Here is a 22,431-nt window from a genome sequence, read left to right on the forward strand (position 1 = left end):
CTGATCAAGAACTTTACATGATTATCTTTTACAGTATTAACAGATTTATGTATATTTTTGTTGGCGGAAGAGTAGGTTTGTTAGTGGAAGATTGGGGTATTTTATATGTAAGATTAAATTTGCACACGCTTACGGCAATGGCTTAGAAGGATATCTGTAAGTGTTTGCAATGAAGGAAGGAAGAGAGTACAATGCTTTGGACGATAATTGGTGCCATCATCTTATTATGGATTCTCGGTTTGGTATTTAAAATTGCGGCGGGTTTTATCCACATCCTGCTTATCATTGCAGTCATATTGATCCTGGTAAAAGTATTTCAAGGTATACGCCGAAGGTAGACGTCGAGCGTAGCGCTAAATAGTAATACACAGTTTATAAAAAAAGTATCGGTTTCCTTGAATGAGGGTACCGATACTTTTTTCTGTCCCCTAATCAGGAGGCAGCTCACCCATCAGGCGTTTATGAATCCAAATGGCAGCCTGAGTTCCGTCCCCCATTGAAATGGTTACTTGCTCGGAATGGGCGGCAAGATCTCCTCCAGCCCATACTCCCGGAATATTTGTTTCTTTCGTACGTGGGTTCACATGAATATGATTTGTCTCATTTACATCAACACCAAGTTGTTTGGCAAGTGCATTATTTATTTTGTTCCCTTTAAATGCTACAAAAGCTTTTTCTGCTTCTATCCTTTTCCCATTTACCAATTGGATAGCTTGAAGATTTTGAGATTCATCGACTTTAACTTCCTCTACTTCTTCTTCGAATACAGGTATTTGGTTTTCCTCTAGCTTTTTTCTGAACGTTTCATTGATCTTGGTTTTTGAATGGTTTACATAGATGATAGCTTTTGACCAATATAAAAGGGTGAGCGCCATGTTAGCCCCCGTATTTCCCCCGCCAATGACCACTGTTTGTTTATGCTTAATTTCATACCCATCACAGTCTGGACAAATATAAGTGGAGATACCAAGAGTAGGATAGAGATACCTTATAGCTGGAATGTTATCGGTAACGCCTGTCCCAAGAAAAATCGTTTTCGCTTCGTAATGGATATCATCATCTGTGCACATTATAAAAAGATCCTCTTTTTTCTCGAGTGAGGTCACGGTACCGTCGAAGAACTCGACTCCGAACTTTTCTGCATGCTGTCTCCCTAGGCTCCTTAACCGTTTTCCGCTCACTCCTTCAGGCCAACCTAGAATGTTTTGATAGTCTTTAGCTATCAATGAACGGCCTTTCTGAGCGTCTATCACCGCTATATTGTGATTGTATCTTCCGAGTTGGATGGCAGCCTGTAAACCAGCGATGCCTCCTCCAATAATGATGCAGTCCACTTTTTTCATAAATTCACCGCCTGCTTTTAGGAGTTACCCTTTATGAGAAAAATATACCACTGAACATATACGAATAAACAAAGGTAAGACATAAAAAAGAGAGAAACCTCTATATATGGTTCCTCTCTTTTATAGGATATCCTATTGGTCCTCTATGGGTTTGATCCATTCTCGTGCCCAGTTCTGTATCTCGTGAATCACCGGTGCAAGCGCTTCGCCTTTTTCTGTTAAAGAATATTCAATCCTGACAGGTGTCTCTGGGTAAACATCTCTTTTTACGATGCCTTCAGATTCCAAGTCTTTTAACCGTTCAGAAAGAATTCGGCCACTGATTGGGAAGGCAGATTCAATATTGCAAAACCGTTGAGGTCCATTAAGTAATTGATTGACGATCAATCCTGTCCAACGTTTACTCAAGATTTGCATGCCTTTTTCAAATCGAGGACAAAGTGTCACATTATTCATCATATCACCCCGTTGGTATTCATTATAAAGCATTTACCTCGTATGTAACAACTTTACTGAATATTATTTAGTTACTGTATAGGTTGTTATATAAAAAAGTATAGCTACTTACATATAGTAAGATTGATGGGTCGTGTTGACCAGAAATTGTCACATCTTTTAAAGAAATACTATTTCTTTAAGGTATTCTTTTAGAGATAGAGATAAGATCTATGATACGTTATTAGTATCTCAGGTCAGTATAGATGGAAGGATTAGTGGGATAGATGAGTGAATTACTACATGAAGCCATCTCCTTCATCAAGATATATCATGATGAAATGGGTAAAACAGATGAAGAAGCGATGGATAGAATTAGTCAAATCAAAAAGGAAATCCAAGATACGGGTAGGTATGAACATACGCCGGAAGAATTGGAATATGGGGCTAAATTGGCCTGGCGAAATAGTAATCGCTGTATTGGTAGATTGTTTTGGGATTCATTGCGGGTGCTAGATAAAAGGGCTCTCCAAAGTGAGGATGATATTGTGTCTGCCTTGATTGAGCATATTGAATGGGCAACGAATGATGGAAATATCAGGCCAATCATCACCGTTTTTAAACAGCAGGACATTGAAAATAAGATAGAGATATGGAATCATCAGCTTATACGATATGCCGGATATGAGACGGAAACGGGCATAGTTGGGGATTCTAGTTCGATAGCTTTCACCAAACAGTGTCAGGCCTTGGGATGGGAGGGGAAGTATGGATCGTTTGATATCTTACCACTCGTGATTCAAGTAGGCGGAAAAGCTCCAAGAGTATATGAAATCCCGAAAGAAATCATTAAAGAAGTACCAATTGGCCATCCTGAGTTTTCCTGGTTCCAGGACTTGGGTCTCAAGTGGTATGCTGTGCCCATTATTTCCGGAATGAAACTGGAGATTGGCGGTATTTCGTACTCGGCGGCCCCATTTAATGGATGGTATATGGGGACTGAAGTTGGGGCTAGAAACCTTGCGGATGAGGATCGCTACAATATGCTTCCCAGCATCGGAGAGAGAATGGGATTGGACATTCGAAGAGATTCCACATTATGGAAGGATCGGGCACTGATTGAACTGAATGAAGCGGTTCTATATTCGTTTAAAAAAGCTGGTGTGAGTATGGTTGACCATCATACAGCCGCCAAGCAATTTAAGCTTTTCGAAGAAAGGGAGGCATCATGTAAACGGAATGTAACGGGGGACTGGACATGGCTAATTCCACCTGTCTCTCCAGCAACGACGCATGTTTTTCATAAATCGTATCAAAATGAAATCGTTAAGCCCAACTTCTTTTATAAAAAGGCCCCTTACGTTAAATGAATGTTTACATTTAATGGGTGAGGGTACATATATATTAATCCAACGTTAAGGAGGAAGGTAATGATGGCATTAGCAAAGAATGTAGTACTGCTCGGAGTCGGAGTTGCCGGAGTCTCGTTTTTATCTAAAACGAACCGAGGGAAAGCGAAAAATGTATGGTCCAGTGCAAAAACGAAGGCAATGAGTTTTTGGAATAAACGACAATCGGTAGATCCCTTAATTGAAAAGGCAGGACATCCTGACCCATATGATCACGAAGACAATAAAATGGTGGATGAAGGCGCTATGTATAGCGTAAATTACTATAATACTGTGAAGCACACTTAAATGAAACACCATCGCTTGGGAAATATCCCAAGCGATTTTTTTATGAAATGATTTTTTAGAAAGTTAACCAATTATAGCGCTTAAGAAACTAGTCAGCATTTTCATATGTTGTGAAAAGAGCTTGGGGAATTATTTATTGTGCTTTAGAAGATTTAGGATTAAGATAAAGGAATTGAAAGGATGTGATACGAGTGGGCATCAGTTCTTATGACGACCCTGAACCCAGTAAGCAAGAGGAAGCCGATATGATGCTAGACGTCGAGACTGTTATTCTCCATGAGTATCTACTCGAAGATGGTAAATTGAGCTCTCTCTAAGAAAGAGGAGGTCGTTTGAATGATTGAGATATACAAGACGAATGAAAGCCGCATGCTGAACGTAACCGATGAAATGACGAAAGGTTCATGGGTGAACATAGTGGCACCGACAGAAGATGAAATACAATATATTTGCTCCACTTTGCAAGTACCGATTAACTTCATGAAAGATCCATTAGATGATGAGGAACGGCCTCGTATAGAGAAAGAGGATGATCATTTACTGATTATCGTCGATTTCCCTTATTTGACAAAGGATGAAGCGGACTTGCCCATTTTTGAAACGATACCAATCGGCATGATTTTTACGAATGATTGTTTCATTACGGTATCTCTCAAAGATTCACCCATTTTAACCAATTTTAAAAATAATAAAATCAAAGGTTTTTACTCTAATAAGAAAACAAGATTTGCCCTGCAGATATTATTTGAAATCTCGTCCTATTATTTACGTTATCTTAAGCAAATCAACAAGATGACTAATGAAGCCGAACGAGAACTGCATCAGTCCATGAAAAATAAAGAACTGTACACCTTCTTGGCATTGGAAAAAAGTCTGGTTTACTTCACGACATCCTTGAAGTCAAACAAGGTTGTTCTCGACAAAATCCTCCGTTTTAATTACTTGAAAATGTATGAAGAAGATAAAGAATTATTAGAGGATGTAATCATTGAAAATGGCCAGGCGATTGAAATGGCAGAAGTGTACCTATCAATTTTGAGCGGGATGATGGATGCATTCGCATCCATTATATCCAATAACGTCAATAATGCCATGAAGTTCCTTACATCGGTTACGATTATACTAACGCTCCCGACTATGGTGGCAAGTTTCTATGGAATGAATGTGAATCTACCATTTGAGCATAACCCATATGCTTTTATCTTCACTTTATTAATTGCTATCAGTCTGGCAGGCACAACAGCCTTTATATTTTGGAAAAAGAAATATTTTTAAAACAACCGGCTTTCTAGTGAAGCCGGTTTTGTTATGAAGAAAGAATTCATGAATTCGCGAAACAAGGGGAACTTTAAACGTAAGAGAGGTGAATGCGATGACTGAATGGAATGAACAGGCAGCTCCCAATAATAATCTAAAGACTAGTGATATGAAACCGAAGCGAGCTGTGGGAGGAAAATCAAAGGCAGGGACAAATGGTGATGAACCATTAAAAAATGAGCAAATACAAGAAGAAATCCTTAAACAAAATTTATGAAGAATGAGAGACCGATATTAGGTCTCTTCCTGTCTTTAAGGAAAATAAGGACCATACATAAATTGCCCAAGGAAAGGAAATCATTAAACGTAGAGGAGGTGTGTGAAGATGTCAAAAATCGGTGTTGAAGAATCATTAACGAATATCCAAGAAGCACTCCGCGATAAAGGTTTTGATGTAGTTGAAATCAAGCAAGAAGCAGATGCGAAGAACTTGGATTGTTGTGTTGTAACAGGTTTGGAAACGAACGTAATGGGAATCAGCGATACTTCCATCAAAGCTTCCATTATAGATGCAGACGGTTTAACGGCTGATGAAGTATGCCGTCAGGTAGAAAACAAAATGAACTCCATCCAATAAGTAAAGAGTGCCTATCCTTGAATCGTGGTTAGGCACTCTTTTTACATTAACGTGGAGCGATGGAAATGTCCGGTTCTACCTCTACTTCCACGTTGCCTTTGATGGCACGCGATATCATACAAGAGGCCTCCGATTTATCCACAAGTTTTCGGGCTTTTTCCAAGTCCTTATCCGTAGCTTCATCAGTTAAAACAAGAGATGGTCGATGAATGATTTTCTTGTATGTGAATACCCCATTCGTAACATCCACAAAGGCTTCGGATTCCATCGTCAAACTGGCCTTTTCAATATGGCTTCTTTCAAGCATGGCCGCAAGTGTAATAATATAGCAAGTAGATGCTGCACCGAGCAGCATTTCATCTGGGTTGGTTCCAATCCCCGGTCCATCCATTTCCGGAGGCACACTAATTTCCGTTTGTAAATTACCTGCCTGTATCGTACCAGTGCCATTTCTTCCACCAGGCCAATTCGCGCGTAAATGAAAATGATGTAATGTCATAAGTCTCCCCCTTACATTTCTTTAGTTTAAACCTTATTGGAGGATTTTGCTCGTGTAGAGTATGCACCGTCCATAAGCTGTTGAAAATGATAATTCCAAACAGGCTGGGGCATGAGACTATTTTAAGCACAATATCGTATAGGCTTTTCTATAATAATATAGATTGTAAAAGAAATGATTTTATAATGAAGGGGCTGGGGAGTTGACTACATTTGATCTATTCGACTTGACGAATAAAACGGCTATTGTAACAGGAGGCGGGAGAGGTCTCGGAAAACAAATAGCGTTGGCACTGGCTATGGCGGGTGCAAATATTGTAATTGCTTCACGGAAACTTTCTGTATGTGAAGAAACTTGTAAATACTTACATTCAATGGGTACGAAGGCGTTGGCCATTGAATGTGATATTACGAACAAAAGCGATATTGATTCAGTTGTAAAAGAAACAATGGATCATTTCGGTAGCATTGACATTCTTGTCAATAATAGCGGGACCTCATGGTCTGGTCCGTTAGAAGATATTCCCGAGGATAAATGGGAAAAGGTAATGAACGTTAATGTTACAGGTACATTCTTGTTTTCACAGGCCGTAGCAAAAATCATGATGTCACAAAAATCCGGGAAAATTATTAATATCGCATCGGTATCAGGGCTTGGAGGCACTCACCCTGAGTTGATGGTGACCATTCCTTATAACACTAGCAAGGGAGCTATCATTACCTTGACAAAAGATCTTGGTGTCAAATTAGCTAGACATGGTATTCAGGTGAATGCGATAGCACCAGGCTTTTTTCCAACTAAGATTACAAAGAAAATCCTTGAAGAATCCGATTATGACATTCTTGGAAAAACTCCGGCACATCGATTTGGTAATGGTGAGGATTTAAAAGGAGCGGCAATACTTTTAGCGTCGAAAGCTTCAGACTATATAGTGGGGCATGTTCTGATCGTTGATGGAGGCATCGCCGCTACAATCTAAACAAAGAAGAGGGGAAGCATAAATGCCAAAAAAAACAGATTTTTATAAAGGGTTAAAACTCTTGGGCACTCAAAAAGAACAAGAGTTAAATGATAAAATTCGTGAGTTCATTAATAATAGGAGTTTTATTGAATCCATCAGCAACAATTCACAGCAACAGGTTCCGCGTATAAATAAGTTTCAGGAAGCTTCGGAGAGAATGTCCATCATCATGAATTACCCAACCAAACAGGATGTTGCTAATGTAGCCAAATTAGTCATTCAACTTGAGGAAAAAGTAGACAAGGTTGAAGAGCTACTTTTACATCTCACTGAAGGGGAAAAACGATCCAGTAGAAGAAGTTCACGAAATAAAAAAAGGGAAAGTACAGGGCAGGTACGTGATAAAAAGAAGATCAGTGACTTTCTTTTTGATTCCTTATTATCCAACGCCAAGGTACAAGTAAAAGGTTTATGAACATGAAGGAAATGAATAAATCAGGTCGTAAAACTATGGCGACGCCTAAATGGAAACACTTTTTGGATATTCCAAATCAGCCGATGCCGGAAATGGGCACTACACCGAGGGTACGGGTTTGGAACAAGAACAAATCAACATTATGGTATTATCCGCCGATCAAAAAAAAATATAAAGTACCAGTATTTCTCATCTATTCATTGATTAATACACCTGTAATTCTTGATCTAGGACCAGGAAATAGTTTGATAGAAGCTTTTGTTAACGAAGGCTTCGAAGTGTATTTGATTGATTTTGGTAGTCCAGGCTATGAAGACGGAGATACGACGATAGATGATTATATTATAAAATATATCCGGAGTGGGGTACGGCGTGCGCTTCTTCACTCAGGTGCATCGGAAATTTCCATAATGGGCTTTTGCTTGGGTGGGACGATAGCTACGATGTATGCTGCTATTGCAAATGAGCCAATTAGAAACCTGATTCTTTCGGTGACACCCATCGATTTTAGTGATTCGCAAGTATTCGATCAATGGCAGGCATCGATGAGGGATGGAAGTGCCAATTTTGATGAAGTGCTTGACATCATGAAAGTCATACCGGCCAGTGGGGTGAAAAATGGCATTCGATTAATCACTTCACCTATTTACTTTTCTCCATATTTATCTTTGCTAAATCAAGCGGATAATGAACAATATGTTCAAAACTGGCGTAGGTTCAACGCTTGGACGAATGGTCATGTCCCTTTATCTGGTGCAGTTGCAAAACAACTAACAGATGACCTTATTATCAATAACCGTCTGGTTAAGGGACACTTGAAAGTGAAGGGTGAAAAAGCAAAAATCACCAATATTGATGCAAATGTTCTAGTGGTTGCAAGTGAAAACGACCGTTTAGTACCACAGGAAATGATTTTCCCCATAATGAAGCTTCTAAAAAGTAAGGACAAAACCTACAAACTCCTTCAAAGTGGACATGCTTCCAACAACTATGCCGGTAAGCTACCCCAGTATCTTAAAGAGTGGCTTCCTGCGCGATCTTCACCCATCAAGAAAGTAAAATAGTACGGAGAAGGGGGCTATATACCATGATAAAGGAAAATAATGAATATAAAGTTATGTCAGTGTTAGGATATTTAGGATTTGCATCGGTCATATTCTCAAGGTTTTTTGCAGGGGAACTTTAATTTAGAACAAATGAGGCTGGCTCACTCATGAACCAGCCTTTCTTTATGGAAAATATTTCACTCGCTCATCAAGCGGAACGATTTCTTTATCCCCTGGCTCAGCAGTTGGTTTTCCGAATGGCATCTGCGCAATTAGTTTCCACTTCCTCGGCAAATCCCATGTTTTTGTAACTTCCTCATCAATTAATGGATTGTAATGCTGGAGGCTGGCTCCAAATCCTTCACCCTCCAAGGCGGTCCAAACCACAAATTGTAACATGCCTGAGGATTGATTGGACCATATAGGGAATTTATCCGCATATGATTTAAATTCTTCTTGAAGATGTTCCACTATTGATTGATCTTCAAAAAATAGTACAGTTCCATATCCATTTTTAAAGGAAAGCATTTTGTCTTCTGTTTGTTTAAAGTCTTTTTCGTCAACGATTTTTCGGAGGGTTTCTTTGGTGATATCCCAAAACTGATCGTGGCTTTTACCTGTTAGAACGACTACTCTTGCACTTTGAGAATTGTAAGCCGTTGGGGAATATTGAACAGCATGATCGATCACTTCCTTAATCCTGCTATTTGGGACAACCGTTTCTTTGCTGATTCCATAATAGGACCGTCTATCTTCAATCGCCTGCCAAAAATCTTTCTTCATATTACTAACCTCCATTAAATCTACTACATAATTATGGTGCCTCGTAATGGTAGGAATATGTTAAGAAATAAATGGATTCAGGCCAATGGTGTTTACTTTTGGCATTGGTGAGGGTAGGTAAGTGGGGTATAAGCGGCGAGTAAAATCCGTCTTCTTCTGCAATTTCAGGCTGACTTTTTGTTTTTCTTCTATATAATAGAATTATAGATAGCTTTCACTCGATCCTCATAGAGACCGCCCGGTGTTTCAACGAATTCTACAGGTTCGGCGTAGTGTTCATGGTCGTAGGGATTCATTAAGCCTAGGGGTGTTTACAATTGAGACACGGAATCGCTCGCCTAGGCATTTGGTGAGTTTGCGGTGCAACTTTTGCTATGGTCCGAGTACATAGGAGATGTTCTTTCGCGAAGAAGAGATGACGAATCATATAAATAAGTATTTCTGAGTAAGAGTATGAAAATATAAGAGGAATTCAGTCAGGCTTTGGCAATGAGGTGGTCCATTCACACTCTCTTTGTGGAGGTAATCATGGCTATTCTTTGATCTGAGCACTAATGATAATTGAGAGGGGATAAAAAATGATTTCAATAAATCCTGAAAGCTTAAGTGAGCGGGAAAATTATAAATTTCTGACGGGGAGTATAATTCCAAGACCCATTGCTCTTATTACGACACAATCAGAAACTGGCATAATAAATGCAGCACCTTTTAGTTTTTTCAATATAGTCAGTTCCAATCCTCCTATGCTTTCTGTTTCTGTTCAAAGAAAAAAAGGAGTCCAAAAGGATACCGCCCGAAATGCGATTAAAAGTGGGGAATTCATCGTTCATATCTCAGATGAGGACATTGTTGAAGATGTTAACCAAACGGCGGCAGAGCTCCGACCTGAAGAGAGTGAATTAACTCTCACTAAATTTACCACTGTTGCTAGTGATAAAGTGGCAGTGCCTGGCTTGAAAGAAGCAAAAGTGCGTTTTGAATGTAAATTGGAACGAGCTATTCCTTTAGCGGGTTCAGTGGACGATCCAGGCTGTGATTTATTAATAGGTAGAGTAGTCTGCTATCATATCGACCAAGGCATCTATCAAGAAGGAAGAATCGACCAGAATGGCCTTAAGCCGGTAGCTCGTTTGGCTGGACAAACTTATACGAAACTTGGGGAGTTATTTGAACTACAACGTCCTTGATTCCCCCTCGACCCTTAATTTGACAAATGGCGATATCTATCAAAAGATATCGTCCTTTTTCATAGAGAAGATTTCTTGTAAATTAGGTAACCATTTCAGGTGGCATGGCTCATTTTTTCAAGTGCATTCTGGGTTTAAAGTGGTTCTAATAATGTATGGAAGGCATAGGGTTTGATGATATAGTAAAATATGTAAGGGGGACCCCCAGTGACAGAAGGATTACATAGTATTGACTTATCCGTACCTATTGAGAAAGTTTGGGCATTTGTCAGTGATATTGAACAATGGGCACCGCTAGTGCCAGGCTATATCAAGCACGAACTGTTAAATGAACGCACCCTTATTTGGGAGTTTAAGAGTGATCTCGGTTTAATGAAAAAGAAAATCAAGTTGGCAGTTGAGATAATGGAATGGCAAGTACCAAATAAGATCACGTTCAATCTTCAGGGAATAAACGAGAAGTTTGATGGATCTGGTTACTTTTTGGCTGAAAGTGTAGAAATGAAGCGAACAAAGATGACTGGGTGCTTAGATATTACAGCAAAAGGAGCAAAGGCCCCTATTATCAACGCATTAATGAAATCCCATGTCCCACAAATGACGGTTGAATTTGCTGAAACCATTGCTCAAAGGCTTCATTTGCAAAAAAGGTGATTTGGTACATTGGCTAAAACATCTCTCATGGGGTATAAGATGTAAAATACGTTTAAACTCTGGGAAAAGGGATGAACATAGTAATAAGCACGTGGTAAGATAAAGGATGTAAAGTGAAATAGGAGGTAAACCTCACATGGAATATGAAAAGCAAATGAAGAACCGTGTTAAACGGATAGAGGGTCAACTACGGGGTATCTTGAAAATGATGGAAGATAATAAGGAGTGTAGGGAGGTAATCACCCAATTGTCTGCTACAAGATCTGCCATAGATCGGACGATAGGTGTAATTGTAAGCTCCAATCTTGTAGAGTGTGTACGTGAAGCAAACGAGTCTGGAGACAAGAACCCGGATGATCTTGTTAAAGAAGCAGTTAATTTGTTGGTGAAAAGTCGCTGATGATTAAAGATTCTTCTTACTTTTACATGGTAGAGGCAGATCATAATATGGGTAGAGGATTACGTAGGTATCATCAATTTTCATTAATGGATTGGATCCAGCACCGCTTATATAGGGAAGCTGGATTTTTTATTTGAAATCTCGGGAAATGCAACTACATCTTGGCCAGTTAGAGCATGATATCGCTTTGTTATAAAAGGATTTGCGTGTTATTCTTAAAGGGATAAAAATTATGTGAGGGAATTGCCATGGAAATAACGCAAATTACATCCGTATTATTCGGTCTCATTCTTATTTTAAATATATTATTTGCCACGGTCGTAATATTTTTTGAAAGAAAAGAAGCAAGCAACACATGGGCCTGGCTGTTAGTCTTGTATTTCCTTCCCGTTGTTGGTTTTATTTTATATCTCCTTTTCGGGACGAGTTTGAGACACGCCCACTTGTTTCAGTGGGAGGACAAAAAGAAGATCGGGATTGAGGAAATCCTAAAAAAACAAATGATTGACCTTAGCACAGACGATTTTCCATATCGTAATAATTCATCGAGCCATTATCGTGATTTGATCTATATGCACCTTCGATATAATGATGCCGTATTAACGGAAGATAATCAGGTTGATATTTTTACGGACGGAAGAGAAAAGTTCGAACAACTTTTTAAGGATATTGAGGCGGCTGAAAATCATATACATATTCAATATTACATTATCCAAAGAGATGTTCTGGGCAAGCGGTTCATCGAGGCTTTGACCAGAAAAGCCAATGAAGGAGTGAAGGTCCGCTTATTATATGATGAATTGGGATCGAGGAAATTGACAAAAGGCTTTTTTAAGGAGTTTAGACAAGCAGGTGGGCGAGTGGAAGCGTTCTTTCCATCTAAGTTGAAATTCATAAATTTACGCTTGAATTTTCGAAATCATCGTAAACTCGTCATTATTGATGGGGAAGTCGGTTATGTTGGCGGCTTTAATGTAGGAGATGAATATTTAGGGTTGAATCCCAAATTTGGATATTGGCGTGATACACACCTTCGAATCAAGGGCCCTGCAGTTAAAGCCATCCAAACCCGTTTCATTCTGGATTGGAATCAAGCATCGAAGCATCATGACATAACCTATCAACCGCATTATTTTCCGACCCCTGTTTATCAAGGTACTACCGATTTGCAAATTGTAACCAGCGGACCCGATTCGGAATGGGAACAAATAAAGAATGGCTATATTAAATTAATTTCTTCAGCGAGACATTCAATTCTTATTCAAACTCCTTACTTCATTCCGGACGCAAGCTTATTGGATGCGCTCCGAATTGCAAGTTTATCGGGTATTGATGTAAATATCATGATTCCCAATAAACCTGACCATCTTTTCGTATATTGGGCAACCCTCTATAATGTTGGAGAGTTATTAAAGGCAGGGGCTAAAGTATATATCTATGATAAGGGCTTTATCCATGCAAAAATGATTGTCGTGGATGAAGAAGTTTCTTCGGTCGGGACGGCAAACATCGATGTCCGAAGTTTTAAACTGAATTTTGAAGTGAATGCTTTCATTTATGACGAAGGAATTGCCGAAAAATTGACGAAGATTTTTTATAGGGATATAGAGGTTTCCAAACCGTTAACCATAGAAGAATTTGAAAAACGTTCTAAGTGGATTCGATTTAAGGAGTCCATCGCGAGACTGGTATCACCGATTTTATAATGCGGTGTATCGGATAAAAATACATTTAGAAAAAGGCGGGATATTGCGGTGAAAACTTTTATAATTACAGGGGCTTCAAGAGGTCTAGGAGCAGCTCTAGCAGAGCAGTGCTTGAGCGACGGGAATCATTGTATCTTAATTTCTCGTACCCCTCATCCTGAAATGGCTGAAAAAGCAGTTATGGCCGGAGCGAAGCTTAGTTTCATCTATATGGATCTATTCGACGGTTCACAACTTGCGCCATTAATCGATAAGATTTTTACAGAATTGGATGAAGATAGTGATGTTTATTTTATCAATAACGCAGGTGTTATTGATCCAATCAAGACAGTTGGGAATTTAGCACAAGAAAATATAGAACTCAGCCTACGTGTGAACTTCATGGCACCTGTTGTGTTGGCGGATGCATTCATCAAACGTACAAAGGAATGGAAACAAAAAAAGGTGATGGTCAATATTTCATCAGGAGCAGCCAAGAATCCTTATCATGGCTGGGCAGCCTATTGCAGTACAAAAGCGGGTCTTGAAATGTTCACCCGTGTAGCTGGACTAGAACAGGAGAAAGAAACTTATCCGACGACGCTCATATCTTTTTCACCAGGGGTGATGGATACAGGAATGCAAGAAACCATCCGTTCTGCTGATGAAAAGGACTTTTCAGACAGAACTAAATTTCATGACTATAAGGAAAAGGGGCTGTTGAGGAGCCCAGAACTCGTGGCAGAAAAACTGTTGCAATTGTTAGAGGTCAATAAGCTGGAAAATGGGAAGTTTTACGAACTCAATCAATTACTTTGATCTTTATGAATAGGTAGCAAATAAGCTCTAGTAAAAGGGGACCTCCATATAGAAGGTCCCTTTTGCCTTCCTTAGAACCTGATTATCCATGGAATTGTTGAAAAATCAAAGCCTCTCCTCTATGTGTGAAACTAAGCTCCTATTTACATAACAGCGTCTAAGGGTACAAGCTACATCCCTGCTATCCCCATGTTAAAACTAATTAGATGAAATTACACATTTAGGCCATATCAATAGAATACATTAATGATAAAGGTCAAAATGAAAAGGGTAGTGACACTAGTATAACTTTACATTTACTTTTGTGAGGAGTGGAGGGTGAGATGACAATCCAGGTCGTCAAAAGAGGAGATACTTTAGAGGCCATAGCTCAAAAGTACAAGGTTGATTCTGCAAGGATAGTGGAAGTGAATGGTCTGGAAACGACAGCACTGGTTCCTGGTTTAGCCCTATATATCCCCGAGACAGGAGTTAGAAACCGTACATATCTAATCAAACAGAATGACACGCTTTCAGGGATTGCAAAGAGATATATGACGAGCGTATCAGCCATTAAAAAAGCTAATCCGGGTCTATCAGCCATACTTAAGATAGGGGAAAGAATACTCGTTCCTTCCCCCTATAAGAAAAGATTGATTACGATGGGCTTTTCTTTTCCAGTTTCAAGCGGTACAGTGTTTGAAATGCTTGAGGAGAACGGGGATAAGCTAACCTATCTGGCTATTGTAGCCTATTCATTTACGCAGGCAGGCTTTGCCTATATAGAAGGTGACGATTTACCCCTTATAGAGAAATGTGAACAAAATGGAGTGACACCTTTATTGATGATTCGGAATTTTCAGAACGGGAATTTTGATGCGGACTTGGCGGGTGATGTCCTCACCAGTTCCATTTATCGTAGAAATCTCATCACAAGTATGATGAATTTCGTGAAGGAAAAAGGGTATGGCGGAGTGAGTATGGACCTGGAATTCGTCCCTCCAGGTAAACGGGAGGAATATGTGACTTTTTTACAAGAGCTAAAAGCGGAATTGAACGGACTGACTTTACAAGTTAATGTACATGCGAAAACGGAAGATAATCCAGAAAATCGAATTGTTGGCGGACATGATTATAAGGGCATTGGAAAGGTTGCCGATTTAGTCGCCGTAATGACCATCGATTATGGTTACCCGACCGGCCCCCCAGAACCAATTTCCCCTATTTGGTGGATGACTGAGGTCATCCAGTATGCTATATCTACGATGCCTACGAATAAATTACAGGTAGCCATTCCTATGTACGGATATGGTTGGCTCGTCCCTAGCAATGAGACGAGCGCGATGTCAGCACAAAATGCCCAAAACTTAGCAATCGCAACAAATTCAGAAATTCGCTTTGATAGGAAAGCCGCCTCTCCTACTTACTCATATACACAAGAAAAATCAGAACATATCGTTTGGTTTGAAGATATTCGCTCAATAACTGCAAAATATCAAGTGATTGATGCATATGAACTGGCTGGTACCACCTATTGGCATATTGGTTTGCGTTTTCCACAGAATTGGGCATATATACAGGAGAATATTTTGATAATAAAATAGTTATACAGTTTTTTTCGATACGAATAGGGAAACGATGAGAGACAGAAATAATTTATGTAATACCACTCAAAGCATACAGAGTAATGACAGAAGTTTTTAGTAAATCATGCCCATTCATTTGCAACTTGCCATTCCTTTGCTAATATATAAGCATACAGAAAAAATAGGAGTGTTGACTGTGGCTGAAACTCCAGCAGAAACTAAGGAACTGGTTCACTATATTGAACCAAAAGGAGATTATATCTCTTTTTCAGATGAAGAGGATTATATTGCAAAAGGGGTAGAGTGGAAACTGTTCACTGCTCGATCAGTAAAAAAAGAATTACTATATAAAAGTGGAAGCTTTCAAACAAAAGTAAAGTTGGCCGGTTATGAACAATATGGAAATGGTCTGGATACTATTGTTGTCGAATTTGATAATGGCAGGCTTAGCTGTATTCATCCCGCTTATTTAAAGGAAATGCAAAGTTCGAATTTTGGGAAAGAATTATTGAGCGGTCCTGCTGCTCCAGGGTCTTTGACCGAAGTTGTACAGGATGCGAAAGGTAAGGGAACAGAGGACCCTGGAAAGAGCAGCACTGAAGCGCCGAAAGCTACACCAAAAAAGGAAAAGTCAAAGAGTAAAAAGGAACCGGCTAAACCGAAATTGGACTTACCTGCTGAAAAAGTTCATTTTACGGCAACAGTCAAAGAGTTTACAGTCAAAATGAATCATTTTACGGGTGAAGAGGATGAAGTCATCTTATTAGAAAACGTAAAAGTTACCTCGGATCCAGAACTTCTCATTGGGGATGCATGGTGTGGTTATAGCAAAACTTTAAAAAAAGCTGAACTTATAGAAGGCGACGCTCTAGAATTTGACGGTAAAGTCGTAGAGAAGAAATACAATAAGGAAATTCGTTATAAAGTGAACAACCCATCCAAACTGGTTAAAAGCACGGAAGCTTGATTCTATAATCATATTTTTTAAAAAAGTGGTAATAGGCCCTTGGTCTACTACCATTTTTTGTGTTATAAAAGATTCAAAATACGGCGTCGGATGGCCCTTTGTAAGTACAATCCCGTTTTGCTTTTATTATGATTCATTTAAATGGCTTTGGAGATAATACAACTTATGAAATCATAAAAAGTGAAGAGGGTATGCCTGATATGAAAAAATTAATGTTATTGCTTAAGCAGGGCAATAAATCAGCTTTTATTGCAGCCTGTGTTAATAGTATCATCGCCATTTTAAAGGGAATTGCCTATTTTATGACCGGAAATGTCGCGATGTTCGCCGAAACACTCCATTCTTTGGGGGATGCTGCCAATCAGTTTTTCGTTTTCATTGGTTCTGCCTTAAGTAAAAAGGCACCGACAGAGCGCTTCCCGGAAGGCTTTGGCCGTTTGGTGAACCTGGTGCTTTTAGGAGCTGTATTGATTGTTGGGATCATGTCTTATGAAACGATAAAGGAAGGCTTCCATCATATTTTGCATCCTACTGAATCAACTGGGATTGTCATTAACTTAACCGTTTTATTCGCAGCGGTTGTCCTTGAATCCTATGTCCTGTTTAAAGCAATGAAAGAAGTGGTTAAAGAAGTGAATATCGAAGCAAAGGGGGCTGCTGCGGTTATAGTTAAAAGCTTTTCGGGTTTAAGGCGTGCAAAACCAGCCACAAAACTGGTGTTTATGGAAGATATGGTAGCGACAGGTGGTGGTCTACTCGCAATCATAGCGATTTTACTGGCGAACTTCACTCCTTTTAGGCAAGCAGAAGGGATAGCTTCTGTATTCATTGGACTCGGAATGTTTTACGTAGTGGGTCGGGTATTCCTTGAAAATGCAGCAGGTGCACTAGGTGAAGCTGACGTTGATATGCGCCTGAAAATCGGAACGATGGTCATGAAAGATCCAGAAGTTCGTGATATTCAGAAACTTGCCGTTATTAAAGAAGGGGAAAACTTTCATGTGGAACTTGAGGTTGAGCTGGATGCGCATATAACGATTGCTGAAGCAGATATGATAAAGGACAGATTGATTGCAGAAATCTTCAAAGAAAGAGGAGTCACGGATGTCATTATAGAGTTCGATGAAAATGACGGTGTTGCAAATTGGCAGGAAAAGATTCATTCCAAAGTGAAGGAAGAGAAAAAGAAGAGATGAGCAAATTTTTGACTAAGTAAGATGAGATCTTTTACCTATACAATCAGATTTCTTCCTTGGAACAGCAAGATACAGTATGCTATAGGTATCTACATAGAAAAGAGAAAGGGTGTTTATTCATGGATAACATAGACATACGATTAGTTGCACTCGATATGGATGGGACGCTTTTAAATGAAAAAGGGGAGATTTCAGAAGAAAATCGACGTACGATTAAAGAAGCAGAACAGCGGGGAGTTCATGTAATTTTGAGTACGGGAAGATCCTTTGCTACATGTAATGACTTTGCCAAGTCCATGGAACTTCAATCATACTTAATAACGGTCAATGGCAGTGAAATATACAATAACGATGGTGAATTGGTGGAAAGGCATATTGTCGATAGCGAATATGTACAATGGATGTGGGAATTAAGCCAAAAGCATGGAACCCATTTCTGGGCAACCAGCTGTGATCGTGTCTACCGGGCTGAGATGCCCGAAAAAATTAATGAATCACAATGGCTTAAATTTGGATTCGATACCAAGGACGATGCCATCCGTCAACTGATTATGGAAGAGCTTAGGACAAAAGAGAATCTTGAAATCAGTAATTCCAGCCCAACGAATATTGAAGTGAATGCTCATGGCGTAAATAAGGCAAAGGCAATTGAACGTGTTTGTTCAATGCTCGATCTTACTATGGACCAAGTCATGGCAGTAGGGGATAGTCTAAATGACCTTGCCATGATTCGAGAAGCAAAAATAGGAGTAGCTATGGGGAATGCCCAACAAATCGTTAAGGAAGAATCCGATTGGGTGACCTCGACCAATCAGGAAGATGGAGTGGCAAAAGCGATACGTAAATGGGTACTTTCTTAATAATGAAAACGATGCTGTATGTGGAATCGCCTTCCATATGCAGTTTTTTTCTACACGTTAAAATGGACAATTATTTCTTGAAAATTTTGTATTTTAGAAGTATGATACTCTTGTAGTGTAATATTTTGGTAATATATTAACATTGGGAGGTTATAATGATGAGCAAATCTATTCCTGAGCACTGGTGGAGTCAACTTTCTTTACCGGTCATATCTGCACCCATGTTTTTAATTTCTGGTCCGGATTTAGTAAAAGAGTGTTGTTTGAATGGGGTAATAGGCTCGTTTCCAGCTCCGAATGCAAGGCCTATCGAAGTCTTGGACCAATGGATGGGTGATATTAATGATACACTCATTTCGGCAAGGGACAAGGATCCAAACAGCAAAATCGCGCCGTGGGCAATGAATATGGTAGTACATCGGACCTATAGTCGCCTAGAGGAAGAATTGGAATTGGTCAAAAAGCATCAGCCTCCCATCATCATAACTTCACTCGGATCGCCAAGACATGTTGTGGATGTTGTACATAGCTATGGAGGCCTAGTTTTTTCTGATGTCAGCAGTGTGGATTTTGCAAAAAAAGCCGCTGAATCCGGCGTGGATGGTTTAATCCTTGTAGCATCAGGTGCAGGAGGACATGCAGGTGAAATAAATAGCTTTGCTTTTGTGGACAGTGTCAGGACATTCTGGGATGGAATCATTCTACTCGCCGGATCAATTAGTACGGGTCATAGTATATTGGCCGCCCAGGCTGCAGGAGCTGACTTGGCTTACATGGGCACCCGTTTTATCGTGGCAAAAGAGAGCATGGCGAATGACCAATACCGTCAAATGCTTGTAGAGTCTAATCAAGATGATATTATTTTGACTGATGCATTTTCAGGTGTTAACTGCAATATGCTTAAACCAAGTATTAGAAAAGAAGGATTGGATCCAGAGCAATTAGCCAAAAAAGAAAAAGTCGATTTTGATAGCATGTCAAAATCATCGGAATCTAAAGCATGGCGTGATATCTGGTCTGCAGGTCATGGTGTCGGCGCCATAAAGCAGATTGATACAACAGCTGGTATTATCAAGCAACTCGAAAATGAGTATCGTGATTCCCTTGGAAGATTAACCGAACAGGCCGGAAAAATAAAAGGAATCATATCTAGATGAATTGAAAGCGCTTTAGCTGATTTGTGAAAGTTGTAGAGGGTCCATACTGGGCCCTCTATTTTAATTGGACATGATCCTATTGCATGAATTTGGTAGTGATTTGGAATGGATAATTTCCGAGCATTATATACAATTCTGATGATAGCTGAATAACGCAAAGCCCAAAATCCTATCCATGACCACATTCAGGAAAATCGTTATCATTTTGAATTCTAACGATTAAAAGGTTGAAAAATAACATAAGAAATGGTATATTACTCGCAGATAATGACCGAATGAATGAATTGGTCAGTACTTCTTGGAGGAGGATTTGAAAATCATGTTTAAATCGTTAAAGGGTGAATTTTTGGCGATTATAAAGAATCCTATAATACTAATCTCAATCATAGGGATCATCAGTATTCCCCTTCTTTATAGCGGAACGTTTTTGTGGGCATTTTGGGATCCATACGGAAAGGTTGACCAACTGCCGGTCGCCATTGTCAATAATGACGTTGGGGCTGAATTTAATGAAGAGGAACTCACCATTGGAAAAGATTTAGTGGGAGAGTTGAAGGAAAAGAAAGACTTTGATTGGCATTTTGTTAGTCAAAAAGAAGCGGATCAAGGACTGAAAAATCTGGACTATTATATGAAAATAGAAATTCCAGAGGATTTCTCTAAGAATGCAACCACTTTGCAAGATGATGAACCGGAAAAATTGGATTTGATTTACACATCTAATGAAGGCTATAACTACATTTCCACTAAGATTGGTGATGCCGCATCCGAAAAAATCAAGGCAGAGGTTTCTTCAGCAGTTACGAAAACTTATGCGGAGTCGATGTTCGATAGTTTGCAAGATGTTGCCAGCGGCCTTAAAGATGCTAGCGATGGAGCAGGTGAGCTGAAGGATGGTACGGATAGTGTGAAAGACGGAACAAAAGAACTAGGTACCGGAATTAACTCTGCCAAAGAAGGCGCAGAGAAAGTGGATGAAGGAATTAGTTCTGTTCAGTCAGGATCGGTTGAAATCCAAAATAACCTTGAAAAGTTGGCCGAAAAATCGGTGACCTTCTCGAATGGTGTCGGTTCAGCAGCGAGTGGCTCAAAAGAGCTAAACCAAGGATTACAGCAATTCAGTTCTGGTTTCGGGCAAATGAAAGCAGGACAAACGGAACTTTTAGAGGGAGCAAAGAAATCTGAAGCAGGAACGGGTACGTTAGCAACAGGTTTGCAACAATCCTTGGAAGGTTTCAATCAGATTGAAGGAAAACTTCCAACTCTGTCTGAAGGAGCTAATGGTGTAGCGGCGGGTGCAAGTCAACTTTCATCTTCATTGAACGATTGGAGTGCTGCTGCCAGTGAAGCAAAAACAGGTGCGGCTCAAGTTTCTGCGGGGCTCGATGAAGTTATTTCCGGATTGAAACAACAATCTCAGGCTTCGGAAGACCCAGCTGAAAAAGCGCGTTTGGAAGGTCTTATTACATCATTGACTAAAATTAATGAGGGAAGCAAGGGAGTTTCCGAGGGAGTAGGTAAACTTTCAGCTAGTGCTTCTGAAATTTCCAAAGGCAGTACAAGTCTTAGCAATGGTGCCAGTCAAGTTGGAAAAGGAACGGACGCGCTTAGTGATGGTTTCAGCCAATTGTCCGAAGCACAAGGAAAACTGGCTAGTGGAGCAAGTGAACTAGAAAGTGGACAGGGACAATTGGTAGCCGGTTTAACGACATTCGGTGAAAGCATAGATACGGCTCAGAATGGACTTGGTCAATTAACGGAAGGCAGCAATAATTTGGTCACGGGACTTGACCAATTAGAAGATGGTTCCAAGCAATTATCTAGTGGAACTTCCCAACTTTCAGAAGGATCGAAAAGTCTGGTTGCTGGAACAGATAAATTGAAAGACGGATCATCGAGCCTGACCAATGGAATGGGAGAATTGGCCAATGGAGCCATTAAGCTTGAAGATGGCGTTGCCAAACTCTCGGATGGATCAAAAGAATTACATGATGAATTGAAAGATGGAGCGGAGGATGCAAGTGACATCAAAGCGGATGATGATGTCTATGATATGTTTGCAAGTCCGGTTAAAGTCGATAAAATCCCAATAAATAATGTACCGAATTATGGTACAAGTTTTGCACCATATTTGGTTTCATTGAGCTTGTTTATTGGAGCAATCGTATTGACGATTATTTTCCCGTTGAGGGATCCAGCCGTCATTCCTAAAAATGGGTTCGGTTGGTTTATCAGTAAATATAGTGTCATGGCTCTAGTCGGGCTAGGTCAAGCCATTTTGGTGGATACGATATTGATATTAGGCTTAGAAATTGAAGTTACAAGCATCCCGCTATTCTTCATGATTAGTATTATGGCCAGCTTCACTTTTATGGCGATCATCCAGTTCCTAGGTGCAGCTTTCGATAACCCGGGGCGTTTTATAGCCTTGCTTATTTTGATTCTTCAGCTGACTAGTAGCGGGGGGACTTTCCCGAATGAATTGGTGCCTAATTTCTTGCAACACTTTACACCATTCTTACCGATGACTTATTCGATTAATGCTTTTAGAGCGGTTATCTCCACAGGCGATTATGGTTTCATGTGGCATAATCTTGGCACTTTGGCGATTTTCTTGGTAGTGGCTTTGATTCTATCTATCGTTTACTACAGCTTAAGATTCAAAAAGCAAAAAAATGCATTAGCTAAAGAAGAAGAGTTAGCGGTATAAGGGAAGGCGGACTCAATCTGAGTCCGCTATTTTTTTGAATGGGTGTAGGTGATAACAACGACAATATGGTGAGCCAGTCTCATTCGTTATATCGTTTT

The 22,431-nt window shown here is 39.8% G+C and carries 25 protein-coding genes; 21 read left to right on the forward strand and 4 right to left on the reverse strand.

From position 1 onward, the window contains the following. Positions 1-191: 191 nt before the first annotated feature. Positions 192-338, forward strand: a complete 147-nt coding sequence (locus ACIQXU_RS09160; RefSeq protein ID WP_402868724.1) for a lmo0937 family membrane protein — start codon at positions 192-194, stop codon at positions 336-338. 90 nt (positions 339-428) lie between these two features. Here ACIQXU_RS09160 and ACIQXU_RS09165 read toward each other — a convergent pair whose 3' ends face one another. Next, the gene (locus tag ACIQXU_RS09165; protein ID WP_402988447.1) at positions 429-1,343 is read right to left on the reverse strand and encodes an NAD(P)/FAD-dependent oxidoreductase; all 915 of its coding nucleotides are present in this window, start codon (positions 1,341-1,343) and stop codon (positions 429-431) included. 132 nt (positions 1,344-1,475) lie between these two features. Further along, positions 1,476-1,799: a catDE operon transcriptional regulator CatR gene (catR, locus tag ACIQXU_RS09170; protein ID WP_402988450.1), complete on the reverse strand. Its 324-nt coding sequence runs from the start codon at positions 1,797-1,799 to the stop codon at positions 1,476-1,478. 266 nt (positions 1,800-2,065) lie between these two features. On the opposite strand from catR, the gene ACIQXU_RS09175 reads away from it, so the two are divergent. The 6 genes from ACIQXU_RS09175 (at position 2,066) to ACIQXU_RS09200 (ending at position 5,369) form a co-directional block, all read left to right on the forward strand. Further along, positions 2,066-3,148, forward strand: coding sequence for a nitric oxide synthase oxygenase (locus tag ACIQXU_RS09175; RefSeq protein WP_402988453.1), 1,083 nt, complete (start codon positions 2,066-2,068; stop codon positions 3,146-3,148). Positions 3,149-3,208: 60 nt separating this feature from the next. Further along, a complete protein-coding gene (locus ACIQXU_RS09180) occupies positions 3,209-3,475 on the forward strand; it encodes a hypothetical protein (protein ID WP_402988456.1) in 267 nt (88 codons plus the stop codon). A gap of 191 nt (positions 3,476-3,666) precedes the next feature. Then, complete coding sequence (locus tag ACIQXU_RS09185; RefSeq protein WP_402988459.1) at positions 3,667-3,792, forward strand: hypothetical protein; 126 nt, start codon at positions 3,667-3,669, stop codon at positions 3,790-3,792. A gap of 19 nt (positions 3,793-3,811) precedes the next feature. Beyond that, positions 3,812-4,750, forward strand: coding sequence for a magnesium transporter CorA family protein (locus ACIQXU_RS09190; protein ID WP_402868713.1), 939 nt, complete (start codon positions 3,812-3,814; stop codon positions 4,748-4,750). Between the two features lie 97 nt (positions 4,751-4,847). Next, a complete protein-coding gene (locus ACIQXU_RS09195; protein WP_402868711.1) occupies positions 4,848-5,009 on the forward strand; it encodes a hypothetical protein in 162 nt (53 codons plus the stop codon). A gap of 108 nt (positions 5,010-5,117) precedes the next feature. Continuing rightward, positions 5,118-5,369: a YkuS family protein gene (locus ACIQXU_RS09200; RefSeq protein WP_402868709.1), complete on the forward strand. Its 252-nt coding sequence runs from the start codon at positions 5,118-5,120 to the stop codon at positions 5,367-5,369. Positions 5,370-5,415: 46 nt separating this feature from the next. Here ACIQXU_RS09200 and ACIQXU_RS09205 read toward each other — a convergent pair whose 3' ends face one another. Continuing rightward, entirely contained in the window at positions 5,416-5,868 is a 453-nt protein-coding gene (locus tag ACIQXU_RS09205; protein ID WP_402988461.1) for an OsmC family protein, read from the reverse strand. Positions 5,869-6,070: 202 nt separating this feature from the next. Here ACIQXU_RS09205 and ACIQXU_RS09210 point away from each other — a divergent pair, with 202 nt between their 5' ends. Genes ACIQXU_RS09210 through ACIQXU_RS09220 form a run of 3 tightly spaced genes read left to right on the forward strand, consistent with a single transcriptional unit; the run spans position 6,071 to position 8,368 of the window. Beyond that, positions 6,071-6,847 carry an SDR family oxidoreductase gene (locus ACIQXU_RS09210; protein ID WP_402988464.1) on the forward strand — a complete coding sequence of 259 codons (777 nt, stop codon included), beginning with the start codon at positions 6,071-6,073 and terminating at the stop codon, positions 6,845-6,847. Between the two features lie 22 nt (positions 6,848-6,869). After that, positions 6,870-7,304, forward strand: a complete 435-nt coding sequence (locus ACIQXU_RS09215) for a hypothetical protein (RefSeq protein WP_402988467.1) — start codon at positions 6,870-6,872, stop codon at positions 7,302-7,304. A 2-nt stretch (positions 7,305-7,306) separates the two neighbouring features. Beyond that, positions 7,307-8,368, forward strand: coding sequence for an alpha/beta fold hydrolase (locus ACIQXU_RS09220; RefSeq protein ID WP_402988470.1), 1,062 nt, complete (start codon positions 7,307-7,309; stop codon positions 8,366-8,368). Positions 8,369-8,533: 165 nt separating this feature from the next. Here ACIQXU_RS09220 and ACIQXU_RS09225 read toward each other — a convergent pair whose 3' ends face one another. Further along, the gene (locus ACIQXU_RS09225) at positions 8,534-9,133 is read right to left on the reverse strand and encodes a nitroreductase family protein (protein WP_402988473.1); all 600 of its coding nucleotides are present in this window, start codon (positions 9,131-9,133) and stop codon (positions 8,534-8,536) included. Between the two features lie 578 nt (positions 9,134-9,711). Here ACIQXU_RS09225 and ACIQXU_RS09230 point away from each other — a divergent pair. The 11 genes from ACIQXU_RS09230 to ACIQXU_RS09280 all read left to right on the forward strand — a co-directional run bounded on the left by ACIQXU_RS09230 (position 9,712) and on the right by ACIQXU_RS09280 (position 22,333). Continuing rightward, the gene (locus ACIQXU_RS09230; protein WP_402988476.1) at positions 9,712-10,320 is read left to right on the forward strand and encodes a flavin reductase family protein; all 609 of its coding nucleotides are present in this window, start codon (positions 9,712-9,714) and stop codon (positions 10,318-10,320) included. Positions 10,321-10,527: 207 nt separating this feature from the next. Then, positions 10,528-10,974, forward strand: coding sequence for an SRPBCC family protein (locus ACIQXU_RS09235; protein ID WP_402988479.1), 447 nt, complete (start codon positions 10,528-10,530; stop codon positions 10,972-10,974). Between the two features lie 136 nt (positions 10,975-11,110). Next, a complete protein-coding gene (locus tag ACIQXU_RS09240) occupies positions 11,111-11,374 on the forward strand; it encodes a metal-sensitive transcriptional regulator (RefSeq protein WP_402988482.1) in 264 nt (87 codons plus the stop codon). Positions 11,375-11,622: 248 nt separating this feature from the next. Next, on the forward strand, positions 11,623-13,080 hold the full coding sequence (cls, locus tag ACIQXU_RS09245; RefSeq protein WP_402868691.1) for a cardiolipin synthase: 1,458 nt from the start codon (positions 11,623-11,625) through the stop codon (positions 13,078-13,080). Positions 13,081-13,128: 48 nt separating this feature from the next. Continuing rightward, positions 13,129-13,878, forward strand: a complete 750-nt coding sequence (locus ACIQXU_RS09250) for a (S)-benzoin forming benzil reductase (protein ID WP_402868690.1) — start codon at positions 13,129-13,131, stop codon at positions 13,876-13,878. 323 nt (positions 13,879-14,201) lie between these two features. Then, positions 14,202-15,461, forward strand: coding sequence for a glycoside hydrolase family 18 protein (locus ACIQXU_RS09255; RefSeq protein ID WP_402988485.1), 1,260 nt, complete (start codon positions 14,202-14,204; stop codon positions 15,459-15,461). A gap of 178 nt (positions 15,462-15,639) precedes the next feature. Further along, the gene (locus tag ACIQXU_RS09260; RefSeq protein WP_402958723.1) at positions 15,640-16,410 is read left to right on the forward strand and encodes a hypothetical protein; all 771 of its coding nucleotides are present in this window, start codon (positions 15,640-15,642) and stop codon (positions 16,408-16,410) included. Positions 16,411-16,610: 200 nt separating this feature from the next. Continuing rightward, on the forward strand, positions 16,611-17,606 hold the full coding sequence (locus tag ACIQXU_RS09265) for a cation diffusion facilitator family transporter (RefSeq protein ID WP_402868684.1): 996 nt from the start codon (positions 16,611-16,613) through the stop codon (positions 17,604-17,606). A gap of 119 nt (positions 17,607-17,725) precedes the next feature. Further along, on the forward strand, positions 17,726-18,466 hold the full coding sequence (locus tag ACIQXU_RS09270; RefSeq protein ID WP_402868682.1) for a Cof-type HAD-IIB family hydrolase: 741 nt from the start codon (positions 17,726-17,728) through the stop codon (positions 18,464-18,466). Positions 18,467-18,624: 158 nt separating this feature from the next. Then, the gene (locus tag ACIQXU_RS09275) at positions 18,625-19,623 is read left to right on the forward strand and encodes an NAD(P)H-dependent flavin oxidoreductase (protein WP_402958727.1); all 999 of its coding nucleotides are present in this window, start codon (positions 18,625-18,627) and stop codon (positions 19,621-19,623) included. Positions 19,624-19,942: 319 nt separating this feature from the next. Further along, the gene (locus ACIQXU_RS09280; protein WP_402988490.1) at positions 19,943-22,333 is read left to right on the forward strand and encodes a YhgE/Pip family protein; all 2,391 of its coding nucleotides are present in this window, start codon (positions 19,943-19,945) and stop codon (positions 22,331-22,333) included. Positions 22,334-22,431 lie beyond the last annotated feature (98 nt).

It is taken from the genome of Peribacillus sp. NPDC097284 (genome assembly GCF_044761765.1).
Lineage (GTDB): Bacteria > Bacillota > Bacilli > Bacillales > DSM-1321 > Peribacillus.

What these genes read in the sequence shown, in the direction of transcription:
- ACIQXU_RS09220 (WP_402988470.1), top strand. Translation starts at nt 7,307, where the DNA reads ATGAAGGAAATGAATAAATCAGGTCGTAAAACTATGGCGACGCCTAAA.
- ACIQXU_RS09175 (WP_402988453.1), top strand. Translation starts at nt 2,066, where the DNA reads ATGAGTGAATTACTACATGAAGCCATCTCCTTCATCAAGATATATCAT.
- ACIQXU_RS09240 (WP_402988482.1), top strand. Translation starts at nt 11,111, where the DNA reads ATGGAATATGAAAAGCAAATGAAGAACCGTGTTAAACGGATAGAGGGT.
- ACIQXU_RS09205 (WP_402988461.1), bottom strand. Translation starts at nt 5,868, where the DNA reads ATGACATTACATCATTTTCATTTACGCGCGAATTGGCCTGGTGGAAGA.
- ACIQXU_RS09225 (WP_402988473.1), bottom strand. Translation starts at nt 9,133, where the DNA reads ATGAAGAAAGATTTTTGGCAGGCGATTGAAGATAGACGGTCCTATTAT.
- ACIQXU_RS09200 (WP_402868709.1), top strand. Translation starts at nt 5,118, where the DNA reads ATGTCAAAAATCGGTGTTGAAGAATCATTAACGAATATCCAAGAAGCA.
- ACIQXU_RS09255 (WP_402988485.1), top strand. Translation starts at nt 14,202, where the DNA reads ATGACAATCCAGGTCGTCAAAAGAGGAGATACTTTAGAGGCCATAGCT.
- ACIQXU_RS09160 (WP_402868724.1), top strand. Translation starts at nt 192, where the DNA reads ATGCTTTGGACGATAATTGGTGCCATCATCTTATTATGGATTCTCGGT.
- ACIQXU_RS09180 (WP_402988456.1), top strand. Translation starts at nt 3,209, where the DNA reads ATGATGGCATTAGCAAAGAATGTAGTACTGCTCGGAGTCGGAGTTGCC.
- ACIQXU_RS09275 (WP_402958727.1), top strand. Translation starts at nt 18,625, where the DNA reads ATGAGCAAATCTATTCCTGAGCACTGGTGGAGTCAACTTTCTTTACCG.
- ACIQXU_RS09265 (WP_402868684.1), top strand. Translation starts at nt 16,611, where the DNA reads ATGAAAAAATTAATGTTATTGCTTAAGCAGGGCAATAAATCAGCTTTT.
- cls (WP_402868691.1), top strand. Translation starts at nt 11,623, where the DNA reads ATGGAAATAACGCAAATTACATCCGTATTATTCGGTCTCATTCTTATT.
- ACIQXU_RS09165 (WP_402988447.1), bottom strand. Translation starts at nt 1,343, where the DNA reads ATGAAAAAAGTGGACTGCATCATTATTGGAGGAGGCATCGCTGGTTTA.
- ACIQXU_RS09280 (WP_402988490.1), top strand. Translation starts at nt 19,943, where the DNA reads ATGTTTAAATCGTTAAAGGGTGAATTTTTGGCGATTATAAAGAATCCT.
- ACIQXU_RS09230 (WP_402988476.1), top strand. Translation starts at nt 9,712, where the DNA reads ATGATTTCAATAAATCCTGAAAGCTTAAGTGAGCGGGAAAATTATAAA.
- ACIQXU_RS09215 (WP_402988467.1), top strand. Translation starts at nt 6,870, where the DNA reads ATGCCAAAAAAAACAGATTTTTATAAAGGGTTAAAACTCTTGGGCACT.
- catR (WP_402988450.1), bottom strand. Translation starts at nt 1,799, where the DNA reads ATGAATAATGTGACACTTTGTCCTCGATTTGAAAAAGGCATGCAAATC.
- ACIQXU_RS09195 (WP_402868711.1), top strand. Translation starts at nt 4,848, where the DNA reads ATGACTGAATGGAATGAACAGGCAGCTCCCAATAATAATCTAAAGACT.
- ACIQXU_RS09270 (WP_402868682.1), top strand. Translation starts at nt 17,726, where the DNA reads ATGGATAACATAGACATACGATTAGTTGCACTCGATATGGATGGGACG.
- ACIQXU_RS09190 (WP_402868713.1), top strand. Translation starts at nt 3,812, where the DNA reads ATGATTGAGATATACAAGACGAATGAAAGCCGCATGCTGAACGTAACC.